Genomic DNA, 19,164 nt, shown 5'->3' on the forward strand with positions numbered 1-19,164 from the left:
TCGTTTGTGTGCTTTCCTATAAGGTAAGAATCAGAGCGCTGGCCCCTTCACTAGTATTGAGTAAAGGTTCGCAGCTGATAGTAGCGGAAGTCCCGCCGCCCCGGATAGTGACAGGTCCCACTGTCGTTATACTGGTCCAAAAACTTCATCTGGTTGCGCTCACTGGAAACCAATCTAATCGTCTGGCGGGGGGCGCGTTCAATCAGCGTTACGTTCTCCCGGGCGCCGGCGCGCTGGCTAAGCCGGTACCGGGCAAGTACCTTGCCATGTCTCGTTCGCCACAGGTTCCGGTAGCCCTGCTTTCCTGTCCCATAGTAGTAGGCGGTGCTGTTAAAGACCCGTTGCTGGTGCCAATAACTATGTTTGCCGCCAAAATAATTTGCATAGTTGCGGTTCTTGGTTTGCACATCATAGTATTCATTCCGGATCGTCTGGTGGTGCTGGTTTTGGTAGCTGATCTGAATTTTGCGGCCAGCCGATGCGTGAAAAATATAGGTGGAGTTGCTGAGGACCCCAATTACACTGAGGATCCCCGCAATAATGACCAGTGCGGCGCCAAACTTAATCAACAGTTTCTTGTTGCCCAGCCAGCTGTGGGGTGACAATAACTTTAATTTAGGTTTACCATTGATGGTTGGAAGCTGGGTGCCGCAGTTGGGGCACCGTTTCCGGTCTAGCGAACACAGCCGACCGCAGTGGGGACACTTAATCGTTAAGTTATACTGGAGTTTGGCCCCACACAGGCGGCAAAATTCCGCTTGGTCCGGGTTGGTCCCGTTGCACTTTGGACAAATCTTCATTGCGCTACTCACTTCCGCAAATTATTTTTTAGGAGGAACTCATGCAATTTTTCAATATTCCCGCACTACTTCCCCAGTTTTATCCGTCAATGTTGTACTGGTTTTTTAGTGCTATTATCTTTAACTTATTATACGGCAGCGCCTACCTGCTGCTGTTCAGCCGCCTCAGCCACATTCACTTTCGCTGGTGGTACTTTATCATTGCGGGCTTCCTGTACGCCTTCGCCATCAGCCTGGTCGGCAACCTGCTGGTAATTATTTTAATGCTGATCATCATCTATTATCTTATCATTCACCGGCGGATTTCGTTTAACATTATTGGAACCCAGTATATCTACGCCAGTTTTATCCTGATGATTACTTTCGGTTGCGTTGGCTCGCTGATTACCGCCCTGTACAACGTCGTGGTCAAAGTTCCCGACTATAACTTTGTTTACTATATCCTGGGAACCCCGAGGATCATTGCCTCCTTCCTGGTCGCGTACGGGATTATCGTTGCAACCGAAAAGCTCTTCGCCCGGTATACGGACGTCGTGGCAATCCAGTACCCGATCCTGGCCTGGATTATTAACCTCCTGATGCTGACCTTCCTCTTCTACATGTACCGGGTCAACGGCGGTGGCCACCCGGCTAAGCTTCCGGTAACGATTGCGGTCACGGTTGGCTACGGGGTCGTCGCCCTGCTAGCGATCAAGGCCTTTACCAACTACTACCACTACAAGGCCCTGGCCGTCAGCCTGCAAGATGAGGTTAATAACCTGCAATACTACACCAGCCACATTGAAGAAATGTACGATGAACTGCGGCACTTCCGCCACGACTACAAGAATATTTTGTATAGCCTAACCGGCAGTCTGGAAAACAACGACGTGACGGAAGCTAAGAAGGTGCTGAACCAGGTGATTACCCCGTCCGAAAAGACCGTCACCCAAAAGGAAAGTGTCCTGGGGCAATTGAAGAACGTCCTCAACCTGGATATCAAGAGCCTGCTCTATAATAAAGTCCTCAGCGCCTTGGAAGATAACTTAAAGGTCATGGTGGAAATCAGTGAACCGGTCAAGTTTACCAGCACCGTCGCGCCACTGGACCTCATCCGGATTTTATCAAACCTAATGGATAACGCGATTAAGGCTGCCAAGCAGTCGAAGGACCAAAAAGTCAGTGTCGCCCTGTTCACTAAGAACCACCAGCAGTGGATCGTGATCGGCAACTCCACGCGGGAAAAGGCCCTGAACTTGCAGCAGCTTTCTAATGGTCACAGCAATCTGGAAAGCAGTCACGGCCTCGGTCTGAAGAACCTGCAGATGATTTTGGCCCGTTACCCCCAGGTCCAGCACGAAGTCAGCTCCAATGACTACTGGCTAGAGCAGACCATCATTATTCCCCAAGCAATTAACAACTAACCGCGGGACCACTCTCCCGGTTGAACTGGAAGGGACAGAACGCAAAATGGGCTTCAGTGCTCGGCAAAGAATGCCGAACTCTGAAGCCCTATTTGTGTGCTCTCTAAAGACTAGCTACGCGTCAACGGGGGCTCCCCGCTCCGCATTTAACTTTCCTAGTCCTGCTTCTTGCGGAAGCCCGCAAGGCCCAGGAAGCCAACCAGGCTGGCCAGCAATAATCCGGCCGCGCTGAGGTCACGACGAGCGTTATTCCCCGTTTGCGGTAAGCCGGTCTGCTGGTGGTCACTGGAACCGTTCAATGCTGACTGGCCGTTCAAGCCCCCGGCCATTGCCGACGACTGGGCATCAGCGGTTGCCTGGTCATTCCCCGGCTGCGGGTTGTTAGCATCACCCGTTACCTGAGGACGGCTGCCGGTTCCGGCCTGGTCGTCGGTAGCCGGAGCGGGAACTTGAATTCCTTCAATTGCCGCGATTCCGGCTGCTTCTGCCGCTGCAATCTCCTGGGCGGTCGTCGCCTGGTGAATTGCCGTGCGGGCGTTAGCAGCTGCCTGGCCGGCCGCGGCGAGCAGTTCCTGCTTTACCGCCGAGCTCAGCTTAGCCGCGTTAATTTCGGCCTGCTTCGTTGCAAGTGCCTGGTCAATCTTGCTGATGGCCTGGTCACGACTCTGGTCAACCGTTGGTACCTGGATGGCTTGGATTGCTTGAACCCCAGCCTTCGCGGCCTGCTCGACATCCTGGTTAGTAGCTGCCTGGTCGATCGCTGCCGTTGCTTGGTCGGCAAGCTGGCTGGCTTCGTCCAGCAGGTGCTGTTTTTCGCCAGCGGTTAGGTTGACGGCGGAATTAATTTCGGCCTGCTTTTGCTTCAGTGCGTCCGCAATTGCGCTAAGGGCTGCTTGCTTGGCATCTGCCAACGTCGGCACCGTAATTCCCAGGATTTGACCAACCCCGGTATTGGCCGCAGCAAAGGCCTGGTCATTCGTCGTCGCCCGATCAATTGCGGCGTCGGCCGTCGCTGCTTCTTCCTTTGCCTGGTCAACCAGATCCTGCTTAGCAGCTGCATCAAGGTTCGCGGCCGCCGCGATATCATCCAGTTTATTTTGCAAAGCATCCGCAACCGCCTGCTTGCCATTGACTTTGACTTCATCCAGGGAGCGGACCGTGACGTTAAGGATCCCCTTAATCCCAGTTTCTTCCGCGGCTGCCGCTTCCTGGTCATTTTGGGCGGCATTGATCTGGTCGATTGCGTTATCCGCAACGTTAGCCACCGTTTGGAGCAGGGCCTCCTTTTCAGCTTGGCTGATGTTCGTTGCCCGGTTGATTTCGGCCTGCTTGGCAGCACGGACCTCCTCTAAGGCAGCGATCTGCGCCTGCTTAACCTCCGCCAGGGTCGGAACCTTGACGTTCATGATGGCGGTCACACCGGCAGTCCTTGCCCGTTCAACGGCGTCATTAGTAGTGGCCTGGTTGACCTTAGCAAGTGCCTGCTGGTACTCAGCGTTAACCTGCTGGTTGAGCTTATCCTTTTCCGTCGCGGTCAGGTTCGCCGCCTGAGCAATTTCGGCCAGTTTGTTCTTCTTGGCTTCATCAAGTGCGGCAACCGCGGCTGCCTGCTGGTCGCCAAGACCCGGCACTTTAATCCCCATGATGGCAGCAACACCAGCGCTGGCCGCCTGGGCAACACCGGCGTCATCAGTAGCCTGGTTAACGCTGGCCTTCGCTTGGGCCGCCGCCTGCTCAGCCTGACTGGTCAGACTAGCCTTTTCTTGGTCGGACAGGTTAGCAGCGTTATTAATCTCACCCTGCTTGGCCGCCAGCGCTTCATCAATCGCTGCCAAGGCTGCCGCCCGCTTTTCCGCCAGCGTTGGGACCTTGACGTTTGTAATCTGTTGAACACCGGCATCCCGCTGCTTGACGGCGTCATCATTGGTCGTTGCCTGGTTAATCCGGTCCTTGGCGTTATCAGCCGCCTGCTGGGCCTGGCTGATTAAGTCCTGCTTTTCCTGTGCCGTTAGGTGGGCCGCGCCGTTGATCTCGGCAACTTTTTGCTTCAGGACGTCTTCAATGGCCTGAAGTGCATCCCGCTTGGCATCCGCCAGACTTGGTACCGTAACGTTGGCGATGGCAGTTACCCCCGCGGCTGCGGCCTGATTAGCCGCCGCGTCAGTTGATGCGGCGTCAACGCGTTCCTTAGCTTGGACGGCTGCCTGGTTGGCCTGGTCAAGCAGGGCCTGCTTTTCGGCTGGCAACAGGTTTGCCGCCCCATTGATTTCCTTGGTCTTGTTTGCCAGGGCCGCATCAATTGCTTGATTAGCCTGAGCCTTTACCGGGGATGCTGCAGGCACCTTGACACCATTAATTGCAGTCACGCCTTCGTCTTTAGCCTGGTCCACCGCTGAAATGGTGCTGGCTGCATCGATTGCCGCCTTCGCCGCAGCAGCTTTTTGGTCGACCAAGTTCGTCAGTGTCTGGGCCTCATCAGTCGTTAACGGTGCCTGAGCAATTTCGCTCTTCTTCGCTGCCGCAGCAGCATCAATTGCCGCCTTCGCAGTTACTTTACTGATGGTTAATAGACCTGCGGCTTGGGCATTTTCAACGCCCTCGTCCGTCGTAGCTGCCGCAACATTCTCCTTCGCCTGTTGAAGCGCCTGGTCGATCTGGTCCTTAGCGGTCTGCTTCTCCTCGGCACTCAAGCCGGCGGTATTATCAACCTGGTCCTTGGCCGCAGCAGCAGCCTTATCAAGGGCCCCATCTGCCTGGTCCTTAACTGGCGACGTTGCCGAAACCGTCACCGCATTGATGGCGGAAATGGCTTTTTCCCGTGCCGACTGAACCAGCGCGTTGCTAGTGGCAGCGTCAATATCGCGTTCAGCTTGTGCAACCATGCTCTTGACCTGGTTGACCAGCGCGGCCTTTTCTTCAGCAGTGAGGGCTGTCGCCGCATTGATCTCACTAAGCTTGCTTTCGGCAGCCTTTTGAACCGCGTCCTTGGCCGCCGTCTTGACCGCTGAAACAGTCGGGACGGTAACCTTGTTAATCTCGGCAATTCCCGTATCCTTAGCCGTGGTGACGCCAGCAACGGTTGTGGCCGCGTTAATCGCGTCCTTAGCGCCATTAGCCGCCGCGGCAACCTGGTCCATAAGGTCCTGCTTTTCCTCAGCCGTCAGGAGCGTCCCGTTCACCGTACCATTTTTGACGGCAGCTGCCCCATCAATTGCGGCTAACGCAGCCGCCTTCTTAATCGCTAAGATCCCATCCTGGGCTGCCGTGGTGACCGCCGTATTTGTAGTTGCGTGACTGATATTGTCCTTGGCGGTTTGGGCAGCTTGGTCAATCTGGTCCTTAGCGGCTTGCTTTTCGCCGGCTGTCAAACCAGGAGTGTTGTCGACCGCCTGTTTAGCGTCTTCAACCGCTTGGTCAACTTTACCATCCGCCTGCTGCTTCGTCGCAGAAGCTGCTGGAATTGTGAGGCCGTTAATTGCGGCCACCCCGTTGTCCTTAGCCGTCGTAACGTCAGCGTTGGTCGTCGCCGCATTGATCTGGGCAATGGCTTCCTTAGCCAGGGTTTGGGCCTGGGTCGTCAGTGCCTGCTTTTCTTCAGCAGTTAAGCCAGGAGCATCATTGATTGCCGCGGTCTTCGTCGTTAACGCATCGTTAACCGTCTTAATTGCGGCGGTCTTCGTGGCCGATGCGTCTGGAACCGTAACCTTTTCAATGTTCGCGATTCCCGCGGCCTTCGCGTTTTCAACCGCTTAGGCCGTTGCAGCGTCATTCACAGCTTGCTTGGCCGCAGCCGCCGCGGCCGTCGCCTGCTTAACCAGCTCCTGCTGTTCATCAGTCGTCAACTCAGTTGCGGAATTGATTGCCGCGACCTTTTGCTGAAGGGCTGTCTCAATAGCTTCGAGTGCAGCGGTCTTCGTGGCCGACGTTTGCGGAACCGCAATGTCCTTAATCGTTTGTTCACCACCTGCTTGGGCCGCGGCGACCGCACTATCCGTCGTCGCCGCGTCAATCCTCCCGTTGGCATTTGCAACCGCATCCGCCACCGTCTTCTTGAGGGCCGCTTTCTCCTCGGCCGTCAAGGAAGAACCATCAATCGCCGCATCCTTTGCCTGGGCAGCCTTAGCAATGGCGTCCTTAGCGGCCTGCTTAACCGCGGATACAGCGGGAACGCTAACGTTAGCGATCGCCGCAACACCGGCTTGACCGGCTTGGGCGGCGCCGTCATTGGTGCTGGCTTGGGCAATCTTATTCTTTGCCGTCTGCGCAGCCGCGTTTGCGTCCCCGGTTAACTTCGTCTTTTCTTCCGTCGTCAGGGCAGGCGCGGCGTTAATCTCTGCTAACTTCTTGGCGAGGGCATCATCAACCGCTTGGTTAGCCGCGGCTTGGGCAGCAGCCAGGCTCGTCGGCACAACCTGCTCAATGGCCGCAACACCGGCCTGGGCAGCATTGGCAGCACCAGCGTTGGTCGTAGCCGCGTTAACCTTTGCTTTAGCATCGTTAGCGGCGGCCGTCGCCCGGGTAATGAGCTCCTGCTGTTCCGCCGTACTAAGGTTAGTAGCGGCGTTGATCAATGCCGTTTGCTTGGCCAGGGCGTCCTCGACGGTCTTCAGTGCGGCATCCTTAGAGCCCGTTAAACTCGGTACCGTCACTTGGTTGATGTTCGCAACTCCCGTGGTTTGCGCGGCGTTTATTGCTGCCGCAGTCGTAGCGTCCGCAATTGCCGTGTTAGCAGCGGCAGCAGCCTGGTTGGCAGCAGCCGTCAGCTGGTCTTTGGTGCTTTGGTCAACGTTGGTAGCAGCGTTGATTTCGGTAAGCTTGCTGTCCAGCGCGGTCTGAACCGCTGCCGTAGCGCTGGCCTTAAGGTTGTTAATCCCATCGAGCTGCCCCGCTGCGCGATTAAGTGCCGCTAAGGCATCGTTTACCTGGGCCTGCGTCGCGTTGGCGTTAGTCAGCACGGCCTGAGCAGCGCTAACTGTCTGATCGTATGCAGTCTTGCGCGCCGGCGAAGCGTCAGTGTAGCTGGTCGACTGCTGAACGGTGGCTGAACCGGCTACTGCGCTTTGCAGGGCGGCCTTGTCGGTAGCCGTCCCATCCAGTTTCCCCTGCGCATTATTAATGTTAGCCAGTGCCTGGCCAATTTCCGCCGCACTTGCTTGTGGGTTAGCAAGCACTGCCTGCCCGGCGGTTACCGCATCATCATAAGCCCGCTTGCTTTCCTGGCTGCCGTTGTAGTAGGCCGGATCAGTTGCTCTGACCGTCGCGGCATTATCAACCGCTTGCTGAAGGGCTGCCCGACTGGCACTAAGCTTACTGTCACCATTTAAGGCCGCTTGGGCAGCCTTAATCGCCGCCACTGCCTGGTCCACCGCCGCTTGCGTCGCGTTATCAGTGTTCAGCAGGCCCTGACCAGCCGCAACTGCCGTTTGGTAGGCAGCCTGGAGGTTAGCGTCCGCATTAGTGTAGTCGGTGCTGGATTCAACCGCTCCGGCATTCTTCACAGCCGTCTGGAGGGCCGCCAGATCGGTTGCCTGACCAGTTAACGCGCTTAACGCCGTTTGAATCTTGGCGACGGCCGTATCAACTTCGCTCTGGTCGACTGGCGTGGTGGACGAAAGGATTGCTTGTCCCTCTGCAATCGCCTGGCGGTAGGCCGCTTGCGCCGCGGCCGGGGCATTATAATAAGCGCTCTGGGCTTCTTGCGCCGGAGCCGCGTCGACCAGCCCCTTGAGCGTGGTCGTATCAACCGCCCGTAGTTCGGCTACCGTCTTGCTTACCGTCGGCGAGTTGACAAAGTCCTTCGTCGCCGTGATTGCAACCGTATCGGTATCGTTTAAGCCCGTTGCCGGCAGCTGAATGGAGAAGTTGCCACCCGTCGCGCCAGTTTCAGCAGCGTAGGCCACCGGCTTGGCGGTTACCGTCCCGTTAGTATTCGTGTAAACCGTGTAGTTCCCCGCTACCGGGACGTTGGTGCTCTGACCGTTAACCGTCACGGTCACGTAAATTGGGTTGTCATCACCGCTTGAAGCCACCGTTCCCGTCAGGAGGTTATTCTTGTCAAGGTGGACATCCGTCAGCGTGACGTCCTGGCCCGCCTGGATCAGGCTGATAAAACTCTTGTTGCTAAGTTCCGGTGTAACCTGCTTAACCGTGTTCTCATCCTGCGCCACGATCGTATAGGAACTAACGTTACCGTTGGCGTCGTAAGTTACGTCAATCTTGCCCAACGGCTCTGAAGTCGTGGTGGCGTCCGCATTGACGGTCTTGACCCGGCTAAAGTTAATCGTCCCGTTTTTAATCAGGGCCTTGCCGCTGCTGGTGTTCTTTGACAGGTCGATGGTAAACGCGTCCGGCTGGTCAGAGCTAAAGGTACTGTTGTCGGACAGGTTAATAGCAGTCAGCGCGCCGCTGCCGTCAGCACTCACCTTAAAACGGGAGTGGGCCGCGAGATCAACCGTTCCCTTCCCATTGACGTACATCAAATTGTTGCTGTAATTATCAAGGTTCGTCGCGGTCAGGACAAATTCCCCGCCGTTGCCGACGTTAATCGTCGCGGTCCCGTTGATGTATACCGGGATGTAGTCATACCGGCTGGCGTTCGGCTTGCCGTTGGAGTTGATCGTCAGGGTTCCGTTAGTGTTAATCGCCGCGCCCGAATTTAAGTACAGGGCGCCGGGAAGGTCGCTGTCACTGGCGTCCTTTTGGAGGTTGATATTCAGATTAGCACCGGAAGCGATGTTTAGCGTCGTATTACCGTTTGAGGCAATCGCGCGGGCAATCCGCCCGATCCCGATTCCGTGCAGCGGTTCCGGGTTCCCCTTCGAGTGGGGGTTCAAGGATACGTTTGCACCAGTTTGAACGTCGATGGTCGTGGCGCCGCCATCAATTTCCAGGAGGTTGGAATTAGTCGTCGTCAAAGTGACGTTGCTATTGCCGGCGAAGACGATCCGGTTGGTCCCACCTTCAAACTGCAGGATCTGCTGGGTATTACCCCCCTGGCTCGAACGAACCTTGCCGTCAAGCGGGCTGGTGTATGATCCCACCGCTGTTGCCGTTACGTTGTTTTTAAACGTGACCGTGGAGTTAATGCTCGGCTTGGTATATACCAACTGTGAACCAGTGAAGGTAACGTTATCAAACACGTAACCCCCAGCATCATAGACAACACCCCAGTAGCTCCGCGCGTACAGGTCGAGGTCCTTAAAAGTCACCCCATTTTGCGTGTCCATGTCAAAGGAGTACCCCGAAAAGTCAATCGTCCGTTTGACGCCCGGAGTCGCGGATTGGATGACAATATCCCGCTTGTTTTTAATAACGACTTCCTTATAAACGCTATCGGTTTGGGTCGCTAAATTAATGTCTGCACCGACGTTAATCGTCGTCGCGGTCCCGGTCGCCAGTGCGTTAATAAAGCCCGCCGCGTCAGTAACCGTTACCGAATTCGGGTCTTCGGTAACTGCGGAATTCGACGCAGCAGCGGACTGCTGGTTAGCCACCGGGGCTGTTCCCTGGACGGCCGTTGCGGTTTGGCTTTGGGCCTGGTCAGCCCCGCCAGCCGGGTTTACGGCAGCCGCACTCTGCTGAGCGGGAGCTTGACGAGCGTTTGATGAACCAGCACTCGCTGCTAAGGTTGAAGCGGGGCGTTGTTCATTGTTACTTAGCGCAACTTCGGACTTACCAGCCAGTGTTCCATCATTTGCGGTCGTTTCGACAGCCTGATCACCGTTGTCCGTAGTATCTGCATGTGCGACGACTTGACTGCCGCCATAAATACTAAACGTGATTCCCAAAAGGACTGATGCGACACCAACGTTCAACTTGCGAAGCGCAAACCGCTGCCGTTCATTTCGCCGATTTTGCTCGGCAATTAGCTTCTTATTATTTTTTGATACCATCTTATTCTCCCCAGTATTAAATAAGCTCACTACTACGCTGCACAGCACTCATCATCGTGTAAACTGTTCACCACCAATCACGATCTGTCCAATGCGACTTTTGTTTCAAAATGCAACATCAAAAGTCCTGACTGACTTTTGATTCGGTAAGTATAACCAAGAACGCAGTGATAAGCAACAATGATGCTTACCCATTGTTCAACACTATCCGCCCCGCCAACGAACGCGGTTGCTTAGGCCCCCGTGCCAACCAAAAAACCATTGCTGGGCTCACTAGTCCAACAATGGTTTTCAAATTATTTAGTATAATCAACGTCCTTAGTTTCCTTGGTCAGCAGCCAGGAAACCACTGCCAGAACGGACAGCACCAGCATGTAGTAGCCAGCAGCGTGCAGGCCATAATTAGCAATTAGCCAAGTGGTAACCGTCGGCGCCATGGCCGCCCCCACCACAGCAGCAAGGTTATAGGCAATCCCCGCACCTGAATAGCGAACGTTAGTCGGGAACAATTCTGGCAGGACCGCCCCCACCGGTCCGTACAGGGTCCCCATGATTAAGAAGCCAACGCCCAGGAAGAGGACTGCGCCCATCAGGTTATGCTTGCCAGCTAAGAAGTATGGGAAGACTAGGGAGAAGCCAACCAGGGCCACCGAAGCGGTCAGGAGCACCTTCTTGCGGCCGACCTTATCCGCCAAGACCGAAGTCAGCATGATCATAACCGCAAACTCAACGATGGCAATCATCAACAGCAGCAAGAATTCAGCCGAGCTAAAGCCCAACGCGGTCGTGGCAAACGCCAGCGCCCAGGTCGTTAAGGTACAAAAGAGTGCGTAGGTGGCACCCATCATAAAGGTCCCCTTTAAGATTTCCCGCCAGTTTGACTTAAAGACTTCGCGTAACGGTGACTTGGTTGTATTATCCTGTTCCTGAGCCAGCTTAAACAGGGGTGTTTCCTGCAAGCGGCGACGAACGTATAAACCGATGACCACGAGGACTGCGGACGCCCAGAACGGGATCCGCCAGCCCACCGTCATCATCTGCGTCGGCGTCAATACCCGCTCCAAAACGAAGAAGAGACCGTTGCACAGGAAGAAGCCGATTGGGGCCCCCACCTCTGGGAACGCACCATACAGGGCCCGCTTGTCGGCCGGGGCATTTTCCGTCGCCACGAGGACCGCGCCCGACCATTCGCCGCCAAGGCCGATCCCCTGCACAAAGCGGCAGATACACAGCAGCAAGGCACCCCAAACGCCCACTACCTGGTAGCTAGGGATAAACCCGATTGCAACCGTTGCGACCCCCATCACGAGCAACGACACGACCAGGGTCTTCTTCCGCCCCAAGCGGTCGCCATAATGGCCAAACAAAAACGAACCGACCGGCCGGGCCACGAAAGCCACCCCGAACGTCAACAGACTAAGCATGGTCGCCAGCAGGGGCGTCATCTGCGGAAAAAAGACCTTCGGGAAGTAGGCTGCCGAAGCAGTGCCGTACGCGTAAAAATCAAAAAATTCAATTGCTGTCCCCATCATTGACGCGAGGATCACCGTTTTGACGGGATCCCGGTGTAAGGTTAGCTTGCTCGTTGTTTCGCTACTGGTTACTGTACTATCCATAAATATTTACCTCTCAATTCTCAGTTAGTTAGTGGTGATTAGTTCTCTGCTTCCAAATGTCGCTTTCCATCTGCTCCACTCCCTTTCCAAACAAAAAAGCCAGCGAAACTGCAGAACAGTTCGCTGGCCGACAAGGAATGCCTTTACCCCAACTGTTCGCACAACCGGTAACGGTGATGCGAACAGCACTAAATTATCCGCATCACCTAGTTAATGATCCGAATAATAATGATCTGTGCTTGTGCGTTGGTAGTAAAAAGCATTTCCTTATCCTCACTTTCTCTTCATTCGATGGGTCATATCATAGCACGGCAATAATGAGATTTCAATGACTTTTCACATCAAATTTTAATTTTTTCCAATTTACGGTTGATCGGTGGTGTTAACAACCGTCAGCCGCTCCTGGTGGTGCTTGGGTGCCAAGATTTCGTCAACAACAACCTTCGCCACCGTCCCGGTCGTGACGACCGACTTCTGTTCGGCGTTAAATAATAATTGGTCCCTGCCGACCACGAACGCCGCCGCGGCCCCGGGTTCAAAGCTTGCGGACGGCGAAATTCCGACCCAGTCAACGTCCGTGACCGTTTCCAGGTACCGGAGCTCCTTGACCTGCTGGCGGGGTGTGTTAATCCAGTCTTCCGCCCCGGGGATTTGGGCAATTTCATCCAAGAACAGGTGCTGGTCAGCACCCGTTTTCAGGCTGCCGGCGCCTAAAATGAAAATTAAACGGATCTTTTCCTTGCGGGCCAGGTTGACCAGTTTTTGGGCAAGCTTCGTCTGGCGGTCCGCCTGGGCCGGGCTGGTTCCGTAAGCGTCAACGATAACGTCAAAGCGCGCTAATAAGCTGTCGGTCAGGGCAAAGACATCCCCGGTTAACAGCTTCGCGTCGGATCCTAAAAGCTCCCGCGCCCGTTTCTCATGCCGGACGATCCCGGTTACGTCTAATTTAGGTTGCACCGCAGCTAACTTGTAAATCGCACTGCCGGCCATTCCCGAAGCGCCAATAATTCCAACTCTAGTCATCACTCTGCACTCCTTTATAATTATATTTATAGTCAGTTTATCATGTCTGACGTGGATCACCAACGAAAACGGCTTCCCAGATGTGATTCACTTTATTATTGTTCCCCGTACACCGGTGGTATGATTAAGAAAAGCGCTTACCGTTTTTTCTAAGGAGGGGCTATGATGAACAACTATAATGAGGAAGCATTGGAACACCTGGGCACCTTTGAAATCAGTGCCAAAATGCAGCAGATCGCCCGGAAGAACGAACACGGCAACACCTTTTTAAACGCCGGCCGGGGCAACCCAAATTGGATTCAAACCACCGCCCGCCTGGCCCTAGCCCGGCTGGTTCAATTTGGGGTTGCGGACTCGCAGCGGACCCTGGCAAAGCCGGCAATGGCTGGCTACATTGAGCCGGCCGGAATTTACCAACGGCTAGTCCACTTCCTGCAGCCCGCGGAACACGACGAGGACCACTTCCTCCTGACGGCGGTGAAATATTGCCACCACCGGCTTCAGCTCCAGCGTGACGCGGTGGTCGCGGAGTGGGTCAATGGCGTTTTGGGCAACGACTACCCCAGTCCCGATCGCTGCCTTCGGGTGACCGAAATCATCCTGAACCACTACCTGCAAAGCATCGGCTACCGGGGCAGCGGGCTCGCCGCTGCTACCCAGCTGTTTCCCACCGAGGGAGCAACGGCGGCGATTGTGTACGCCTTTAACTCCCTTAAGGAAAACCACCTCTTAAATCCCGGCGATAAGATTGCAATCAACACCCCGATCTTTCCCCCGTACCTCCAGATCCCGCTCCTAAAGGACTACGAACTGGTCGAAGTCGACGTTCGCTCCTACGAAAAAAACGACTGGGAAATTGCGCCCCAGGAAATCGAAAAACTTGCGGACCCGGCAATCAAAGCCTTGATTATCGTCAACCCGACCAACCCCGGTGCCCAGGCCCTCAACGACAAGGACCTGGCCGCGATCCGGCGGGTGGTTGCCCAAAGACCGGACCTGATGATTATCAGCGACGAAGTCTACGGGACCTTCGTTTCAGACTTCAAGAGCGTCTACCAGGCCGCGCCCCATAACACCATGCTCGTCTATTCCTTCTCCAAGCTATATGGCTGTACCGGCTGGCGCCTGGGCGTAATTGGCCTCAACAATGAAAATGTTTTTGACCGGGCCATCGCCCAGTTGCCGCTCAGTCTGCGCAAGCAGCTCGACCGCCGCTACCGGTCGGTGGTCCTGCATCCCCAACGACTGAAGTTTATCGACCGGCTTTGTGCCGACAGCCGGTCCATCGGCCTTTATCACACGGCTGGCCTTTCCACGCCCCAGCAAGTAATGATGGCCCTCTTTGCCTTGAGCCACCTGGTGAACGAAATTGACAAGGGGGCAAGCGACCCGTACATCGACCAGACCCGGGACCTGATTAACCAGCGTTATGCCCAGCTCTACACCGCACTTGGCATTCCCCAGGATAAGAGCGCAACCAACACCCATTACTACGCCTTGATTGACATTTACCGGCTCGCCGGCAAACGCTACGGGCAGGAATTTCGGCACTACTTAGCAGATAATTTTGAACAGGTTGACTTCCTCGTCCGGCTGGCTGAAAAGAACGGGGTCGTCCTGGTCGATGGCGTTGGCTTTGGCACGAAGCCCGGCGAGCTGCGGATTTCGCTGGCAAACCTGCCCACCGATGACTACGCCCGCATCGGCCAGCAAATTAACAAACTGCTCGCCGAATACCACCAGCAGTTTGCGGCGGAAAGGGCGAAATAAGCAAAGCCACTAAACGGGTCCCAGGATTCGGCAATCTGCCAAGTCTCGGGGCCCGTTTTTCGTGCATTTATCTGTGCTTCCGCTGGCACCAGCGACTAACGGCCAGCCAGGCGGTATAAACCAGCATATATCCGGCTAATAGCAGGTGGGTGCTGTTGATTGCCGGCAGGGCACCGACTGACAAGCGATGCCCAGCGTAGGCGGCCAGGACGCTGCCGACCCCGTTGCTCTTCAAGAAGGCCAGGAGTGCCGTCCACATTACCAGCTGGGCGGTTAAGCCGCCAACAGTTAAATAATAGTAATTGGCGATATAGGAAGTTTGGCAGTTGCCGGTTGCGGTTTCGTACTCGCTAATTGTTTGTTGCCGAACCTGACTGGCAAAGGTGCGGATTAAAAAGATTCCCAGGAAGTAGCTGGGCAGCCAGAAGGTCAGCCCAATTCCCAGGGTCGTCAACGCTAAATTAATGGCAAGCCGGTCCCCCGGCAGGTAGCGGTAGACGATTTTGGCAAAGGGCCGCCCAAACAAAATGGCGGCTAAATACGCGACAATTACCAAGTAATAGAGCTTAACACCAGCCACAGCACCGACAAAAATCGTACTGTACATACTCCAGTATTGCCCGCAGACCCCGTAGAACATTGCTTGCTGATAATAAACCGGCGCCGCTAGTGGGCGGTGCCAATTGGCGAGCAGCAAAATCATTAACAGCGCCAAGAAGAGCGCTAGCAAGGCCACGCCCCACGCAATCGGCTGGCCAATTCCTACGCTGCAGCCAACACGAATGACAAACAGTGCCGCAAAGAGAACCCCCGCTAACAGGTAGTTCCCCCAGTAAATGTGCTTGGGAACGTGGACGGGCAGGTGCCAATACTGACCACTAATCAGGGCGGCCAGGCTGGCGGCGAATAAAATCATAAAGTCGATAATCGGCCGCTGAAAGAGCACCACCGCCAGCAAAAGTGCCCCGATTAGCACCAGCTGCATCAGTTGTTCCGACGGCGAATGCTGCCGACGAGCACTTCCCCGGTTTGCCTTTACCCGCTTGCCCTGGTTAACCGCTGTTGGAAACAGCGATGACGCCAGGCCAAGACCGACAGCCGATAAATCCCACCCGACTGGCGAAAGGCTGCCAAATAACCCGCAAAACGCGCCAAGCAGCCCGCTGACCAGGCCAATTTTGCCCAGTTCTTGGTACTGACCAGCCCAGTCACGAAATAGCAGGAGCGCGGAGTGCCGAAAGGCGTAAAAGATGGCAAAGGGCCAAAAGTTCGTAACTGTTCCGTGCTGTTGCAGCACCAGCAGCGAGTAAGTCAAAAACGGCAGCAAGTTAACCAGCAGGCTGCATAAACTGACGATGGTTCGACGACGACTATCCACATTGCTTCCCCCGCAATCTTCATGGTGATTGACTTTCATTATAATACAATCCGGCACAAATGCAGTGACGATAACGTTACCTCGCGAGCACTTAGTCAAAGTCAAGACTGCCTTCTAAAAAAATCCGCCGATATAATGGTTCCCTGAAAGGAGCATCACTTTATGTACTACTTGGAATTAGCACTCGCGATCCTGGCGGAATTGATCGGGACCAACTTAATGAAGCTGTCGAATGGTTTTACCCAGCTCTGGTTCTCGCTCGGGACCCTACTATACATACGGATTCTGTTTTTTCTTTCTATCACTGTCATTAAAGGGGATCAAGCTCAACGTGGCTTACGCAACCTGGGGCGGTGCCGGAATTGTCCTGGCCGCCCTGGTTTCCTTCTTCTTATTCCATGAGCAAACCTCAGGGCTGCAGGTCTTCGGGATTGCGTTAATTGTAGTGGGGGGCATCATTGCCAACCTTGCTGGCGGCCACTAAGCAGCCCTAAGTGCACCGCGGCCCAGTGGTTAGTTTCTCTTATTCTTTTCTCATTTAGTCCTTGCTAATCGGTTCTCGGATCGTGAAATAATGCCGGCCCACAGCCTCTATTATTCCCAGGTCTGGATTAAAAAAATAAATTGACATTGATTAAAGTTATATTATAATTACGTATAACCAAATTGAGTGAGGTCTTGCGAAATGACAACATTAGCAACGTTAAAAGCAAATAACGAATTTTTCCGGTTCTTAAATCACCATTCCTAGGACCGGAAATTTTTGCGACCGCTTCTAGGAGCTCAGCCATCCGGAAGCTGGTCCGCCTCAATTTGGGAACTGACCGTTAAGAAACCAACTGCTTCCGGGTGTTGCAAGAAATTGCAACCCCGGTTTTCTGGTTTATTAAGGAGGAAAGTCGCAAGCAATGGTTAAATCCAGGAGGTGCCCCTGCCCCGCCACTACTGACCAATCCCCAGCCTAAGGGGCTGCTTCACCGTTGAGCAGTCCCCCGTTCGCAATCACGATTACTAAGCTAAGGAGAAGATCACATTATGAAAGCCAAACTGAAAGAACTAACGATGGCGACACTAAACGGCAATGCCATCGCCATTGTAATTGCGCTAATCCCTAGCGCCCTTTTGTCCCAGCTGCTCCGGTTTTGTCCGGTCAACTCGGTGACGACCAGCATTACCTTCATGATTACCCTCGCCCAAACGGCCTTCCCCTTCATCGCCGCCTTTGCGGTCGGCATGATTTTGCGGCTGTCAACTCTGCAGGTCGGCTCAATGGCGCTTGCGACCTTCGTGGCCGCCGGCAGCGCCAGCCCGCAAAAGGGCGCGTTCCTGCTTAGCGGGTCAGGAATTATCCTTAACATCATGCTTACCACCTTCATTGCTTCAATCCTGGTCATCATCCTCGACCGCTTCCTCGGCCAGTTCAAGATTATCTTAGAGTCCCTGCTGGTCCTCTTAATCGCCGGCAGGATCAGCCTGCTTACCAAGCCGGTGATGGTCGCAATTCAAACCGCCATCGGTGAGGTGACCCAGGCGGCAACCACGATGTCCCCGTTGCTGATGGGCGGCGCTCTCGGAATAATCTTCGGGGTCCTGATCGTTTCCCCGATTTCTTCCGTCGCGATTGCTATGGCAATTTCCCTGGCCGGGGTTGGCTCGGGGGCAGCCAACGCGGGAATCGTGGCCTGCTCCTTTACGCTCGCCTGGATGGGCGCCACGGTCAACCCGCTCGGCGGCACCCTGGCCCACTTCCTCGGTTCGCCCAAAATTCAAATGGCCAATATGTTGGAACGGCCGCGGCTATTCATCCCGGTCATCATCGCTTCTGGAATTGCGGGGCTTTGTGCGGCCCTGCTTGACATGACCGGAACCCCCTTCTCCGCCGGCTTCGGCTTTGCCGGGTTAATTGGCCCGCTGACCGCTTACCAGTATTCCACGGGCGAATTTCTCCTGTTAAGAGTCACCATCGCCTTTGTCCTTGTCCCCGCGCTCAGTGCGGGCCTCATGAACTTAATCTTCGTCAAGCGGACGGACTTCATCCAGCCGACGGACTTGAAACTCAACTTGTAGGAATGCACCGGGCGCCCAGCAAAAAAAGCTTCAGCAGTTCACCAGCCTGAACTTTCTGAAGCTTTTTTATATTGGAGATGGTAATCAGCGTTCGATTAGTCGGACCCGGCTGACCGCGGGAATCTTGTCCAGCGCGGCCAGAACCGCCCGCTCAATTGCCGGCGTCATTTGATTAACGTCAACGATCGTATAGGCAAAATCGCCCCGGGCCCGGTTGAGCAGGTTCTCAATGTTTAAGCCCGCCCCGGCAATCGCGGTAGTAATCTGGCCCAGCATATTGGGGATGTTGCGGTGAATAATGGTCAGCCGGTAGGGGCCGGCGAAGGGGGCCTGAACATTAGGGAGGTTAACCGAATTAACCGTATTCCCGGTAGCCAGGTAATCCATAATTTCACGCGCGGCAATTTGCGAACAGCTGGCCTCCGCTTCGTGGGTGGAGCCGCCGATATGCGGGGTGATGGTAATCCCCGGATTATTCAGGATTTGTTCTTCGCTGAAGTCGGTGCAGTAATGCTGGCAGTTCCCGTTCGCCAGGGCGGCAACCACCGCGGCATTGTCAACGATTCCTAAGCGGGAATAGTTTAACAGGACCGCCGTCTTCTTCATGAGCCGCAGCTCGGCCGCCCCAATCAGCCCGGTCGTTTCTTCATTTTTGGGCACGTGGACCGTGATAAAGTCGGCCCCAGCAATTGCTTCTTCAATCGTGGCCGTCCGTTTGACCTCCCGCGCAAGGTTCCAGGCAGACTCAACCGACAGGTACGGGTCATAGCCCACGACCTCCATCCCCAGGGCTACCCCCGCATTGGCAACCAGCGAGCCCACGTGGCCCAAGCCGATTACCGCTAAGCGCCGGCCGATAATTTCCTGGCCGTTAAACTTGGTCTTCTGCTGTTCCGTCCGCAGCGTAATGTCAGCCCCGGGAGCTGCCTGCGCACTCCACTGGGCCGCCTGGAGCAGGTTGCGGCTGCTGGCAATCAGCAGGGCCACGACCAGTTCTTTAACCGCGTTGGCGTTGCCGCCAGGCGTGTTAAACACGGCAATCCCCTGCTCCGTGGCCCGTTCCAGGGGGATGTTATTAAAGCCCGCCCCGCATCGGGCAATCACTTTTAGGGCGGCTGGGAATTGGTGGTCATGCAAGTCGACGCTGCGGATCATGTAGGCATCCGGGGCCGCCCCTGCCTGGTTGACTTGGTAATCGGCAGTAAATTCCGCTAA

13 protein-coding genes are annotated in these 19,164 nt (G+C 55.1%); 6 read left to right on the top strand and 7 right to left on the bottom strand.

Features of this window, described 5'->3' with window-relative positions; all coding sequences use genetic code 11:
* Positions 1–50 precede the first annotated feature (50 nt).
* Positions 51–800: a double zinc ribbon domain-containing protein gene (locus HMPREF0494_RS08535; protein WP_007124554.1), complete on the bottom strand. Its 750-nt coding sequence runs from the start codon at positions 798–800 to the stop codon at positions 51–53.
* 41 nt (positions 801–841) lie between these two features.
* Between HMPREF0494_RS08535 and HMPREF0494_RS08540 the strand changes: the two genes are divergently transcribed.
* On the top strand, positions 842–2,203 hold the full coding sequence (locus tag HMPREF0494_RS08540) for a sensor histidine kinase (RefSeq protein ID WP_007124555.1): 1,362 nt from the start codon (positions 842–844) through the stop codon (positions 2,201–2,203).
* 155 nt (positions 2,204–2,358) lie between these two features.
* On the opposite strand, the gene HMPREF0494_RS08545 is transcribed toward HMPREF0494_RS08540, so the two are convergent.
* Positions 2,359–5,784, bottom strand: coding sequence for a DUF1542 domain-containing protein (locus HMPREF0494_RS08545; RefSeq protein WP_404803168.1), 3,426 nt, complete (start codon positions 5,782–5,784; stop codon positions 2,359–2,361).
* On the opposite strand from HMPREF0494_RS08545, the gene HMPREF0494_RS11805 reads away from it, so the two are divergent.
* Positions 5,693–5,956 (top strand): hypothetical protein, encoded by a 264-nt coding sequence (locus tag HMPREF0494_RS11805; RefSeq protein ID WP_040458996.1) that lies wholly within the window; start codon positions 5,693–5,695, stop codon positions 5,954–5,956. The two genes, HMPREF0494_RS08545 and HMPREF0494_RS11805, sit on opposite strands and share 92 nt — an antisense overlap.
* Here the strand turns inward: HMPREF0494_RS11805 and HMPREF0494_RS08555 are convergent.
* The 3 genes from HMPREF0494_RS08555 to HMPREF0494_RS08565 form a co-directional block, all read right to left on the bottom strand.
* On the bottom strand, positions 5,953–10,095 hold the full coding sequence (locus tag HMPREF0494_RS08555) for a beta strand repeat-containing protein (RefSeq protein ID WP_007124558.1): 4,143 nt from the start codon (positions 10,093–10,095) through the stop codon (positions 5,953–5,955). The genes HMPREF0494_RS11805 and HMPREF0494_RS08555 overlap by 4 nt on opposite strands.
* Before the next feature lie 296 nt (positions 10,096–10,391).
* Entirely contained in the window at positions 10,392–11,711 is a 1,320-nt protein-coding gene (locus HMPREF0494_RS08560; protein ID WP_007124559.1) for an MFS transporter, read from the bottom strand.
* A 363-nt stretch (positions 11,712–12,074) separates the two neighbouring features.
* Positions 12,075–12,734, bottom strand: a complete 660-nt coding sequence (locus HMPREF0494_RS08565) for an NAD(P)-dependent oxidoreductase (protein WP_040458997.1) — start codon at positions 12,732–12,734, stop codon at positions 12,075–12,077.
* 165 nt (positions 12,735–12,899) lie between these two features.
* Between HMPREF0494_RS08565 and HMPREF0494_RS08570 the strand changes: the two genes are divergently transcribed.
* A complete protein-coding gene (locus tag HMPREF0494_RS08570) occupies positions 12,900–14,504 on the top strand; it encodes a bifunctional aspartate transaminase/aspartate 4-decarboxylase (RefSeq protein WP_148466430.1) in 1,605 nt (534 codons plus the stop codon).
* Positions 14,505–14,571: 67 nt separating this feature from the next.
* On the opposite strand, the gene HMPREF0494_RS08575 is transcribed toward HMPREF0494_RS08570, so the two are convergent.
* Complete coding sequence (locus HMPREF0494_RS08575; RefSeq protein WP_007124562.1) at positions 14,572–15,921, bottom strand: hypothetical protein; 1,350 nt, start codon at positions 15,919–15,921, stop codon at positions 14,572–14,574.
* A 123-nt stretch (positions 15,922–16,044) separates the two neighbouring features.
* Here HMPREF0494_RS08575 and HMPREF0494_RS11045 point away from each other — a divergent pair, with 123 nt between their 5' ends.
* The 3 genes from HMPREF0494_RS11045 (at position 16,045) to HMPREF0494_RS08585 (ending at position 17,949) form a co-directional block, all read left to right on the top strand.
* Complete coding sequence (locus HMPREF0494_RS11045; RefSeq protein WP_318635556.1) at positions 16,045–16,284, top strand: SMR family transporter; 240 nt, start codon at positions 16,045–16,047, stop codon at positions 16,282–16,284.
* Positions 16,214–16,366 (top strand): SMR family transporter, encoded by a 153-nt coding sequence (locus HMPREF0494_RS11775; protein WP_318635557.1) that lies wholly within the window; start codon positions 16,214–16,216, stop codon positions 16,364–16,366. The genes HMPREF0494_RS11045 and HMPREF0494_RS11775 overlap by 71 nt, the downstream gene beginning before the upstream one ends.
* Before the next feature lie 551 nt (positions 16,367–16,917).
* Positions 16,918–17,949: a PTS sugar transporter subunit IIC gene (locus HMPREF0494_RS08585; protein WP_007124565.1), complete on the top strand. Its 1,032-nt coding sequence runs from the start codon at positions 16,918–16,920 to the stop codon at positions 17,947–17,949.
* A gap of 84 nt (positions 17,950–18,033) precedes the next feature.
* Here HMPREF0494_RS08585 and HMPREF0494_RS08590 read toward each other — a convergent pair.
* Positions 18,034–19,164 (bottom strand): phosphoglycerate dehydrogenase (locus HMPREF0494_RS08590; protein ID WP_007124566.1); only part of this gene is annotated, 1,131 nt, incomplete at its 5' end.

The sequence above is a fragment of the Limosilactobacillus antri DSM 16041 genome, assembly GCF_000160835.1.
GTDB lineage: Bacteria > Bacillota > Bacilli > Lactobacillales > Lactobacillaceae > Limosilactobacillus > Limosilactobacillus antri.

Bases quoted from the DNA above. Each gene is read 5' to 3' on its own strand.
- HMPREF0494_RS08570 (WP_148466430.1), top strand. From the start codon at position 12,900: ATGAACAACTATAATGAGGAAGCATTGGAACACCTGGGCACCTTTGAA.
- HMPREF0494_RS08555 (WP_007124558.1), bottom strand. From the start codon at position 10,095: ATGGTATCAAAAAATAATAAGAAGCTAATTGCCGAGCAAAATCGGCGA.
- HMPREF0494_RS11045 (WP_318635556.1), top strand. From the start codon at position 16,045: ATGTACTACTTGGAATTAGCACTCGCGATCCTGGCGGAATTGATCGGG.
- HMPREF0494_RS08540 (WP_007124555.1), top strand. From the start codon at position 842: ATGCAATTTTTCAATATTCCCGCACTACTTCCCCAGTTTTATCCGTCA.
- HMPREF0494_RS08575 (WP_007124562.1), bottom strand. From the start codon at position 15,921: ATGAAAGTCAATCACCATGAAGATTGCGGGGGAAGCAATGTGGATAGT.
- HMPREF0494_RS08560 (WP_007124559.1), bottom strand. From the start codon at position 11,711: ATGGATAGTACAGTAACCAGTAGCGAAACAACGAGCAAGCTAACCTTA.
- HMPREF0494_RS08565 (WP_040458997.1), bottom strand. From the start codon at position 12,734: ATGACTAGAGTTGGAATTATTGGCGCTTCGGGAATGGCCGGCAGTGCG.
- HMPREF0494_RS08585 (WP_007124565.1), top strand. From the start codon at position 16,918: ATGAAAGCCAAACTGAAAGAACTAACGATGGCGACACTAAACGGCAAT.
- HMPREF0494_RS08535 (WP_007124554.1), bottom strand. From the start codon at position 800: ATGAAGATTTGTCCAAAGTGCAACGGGACCAACCCGGACCAAGCGGAA.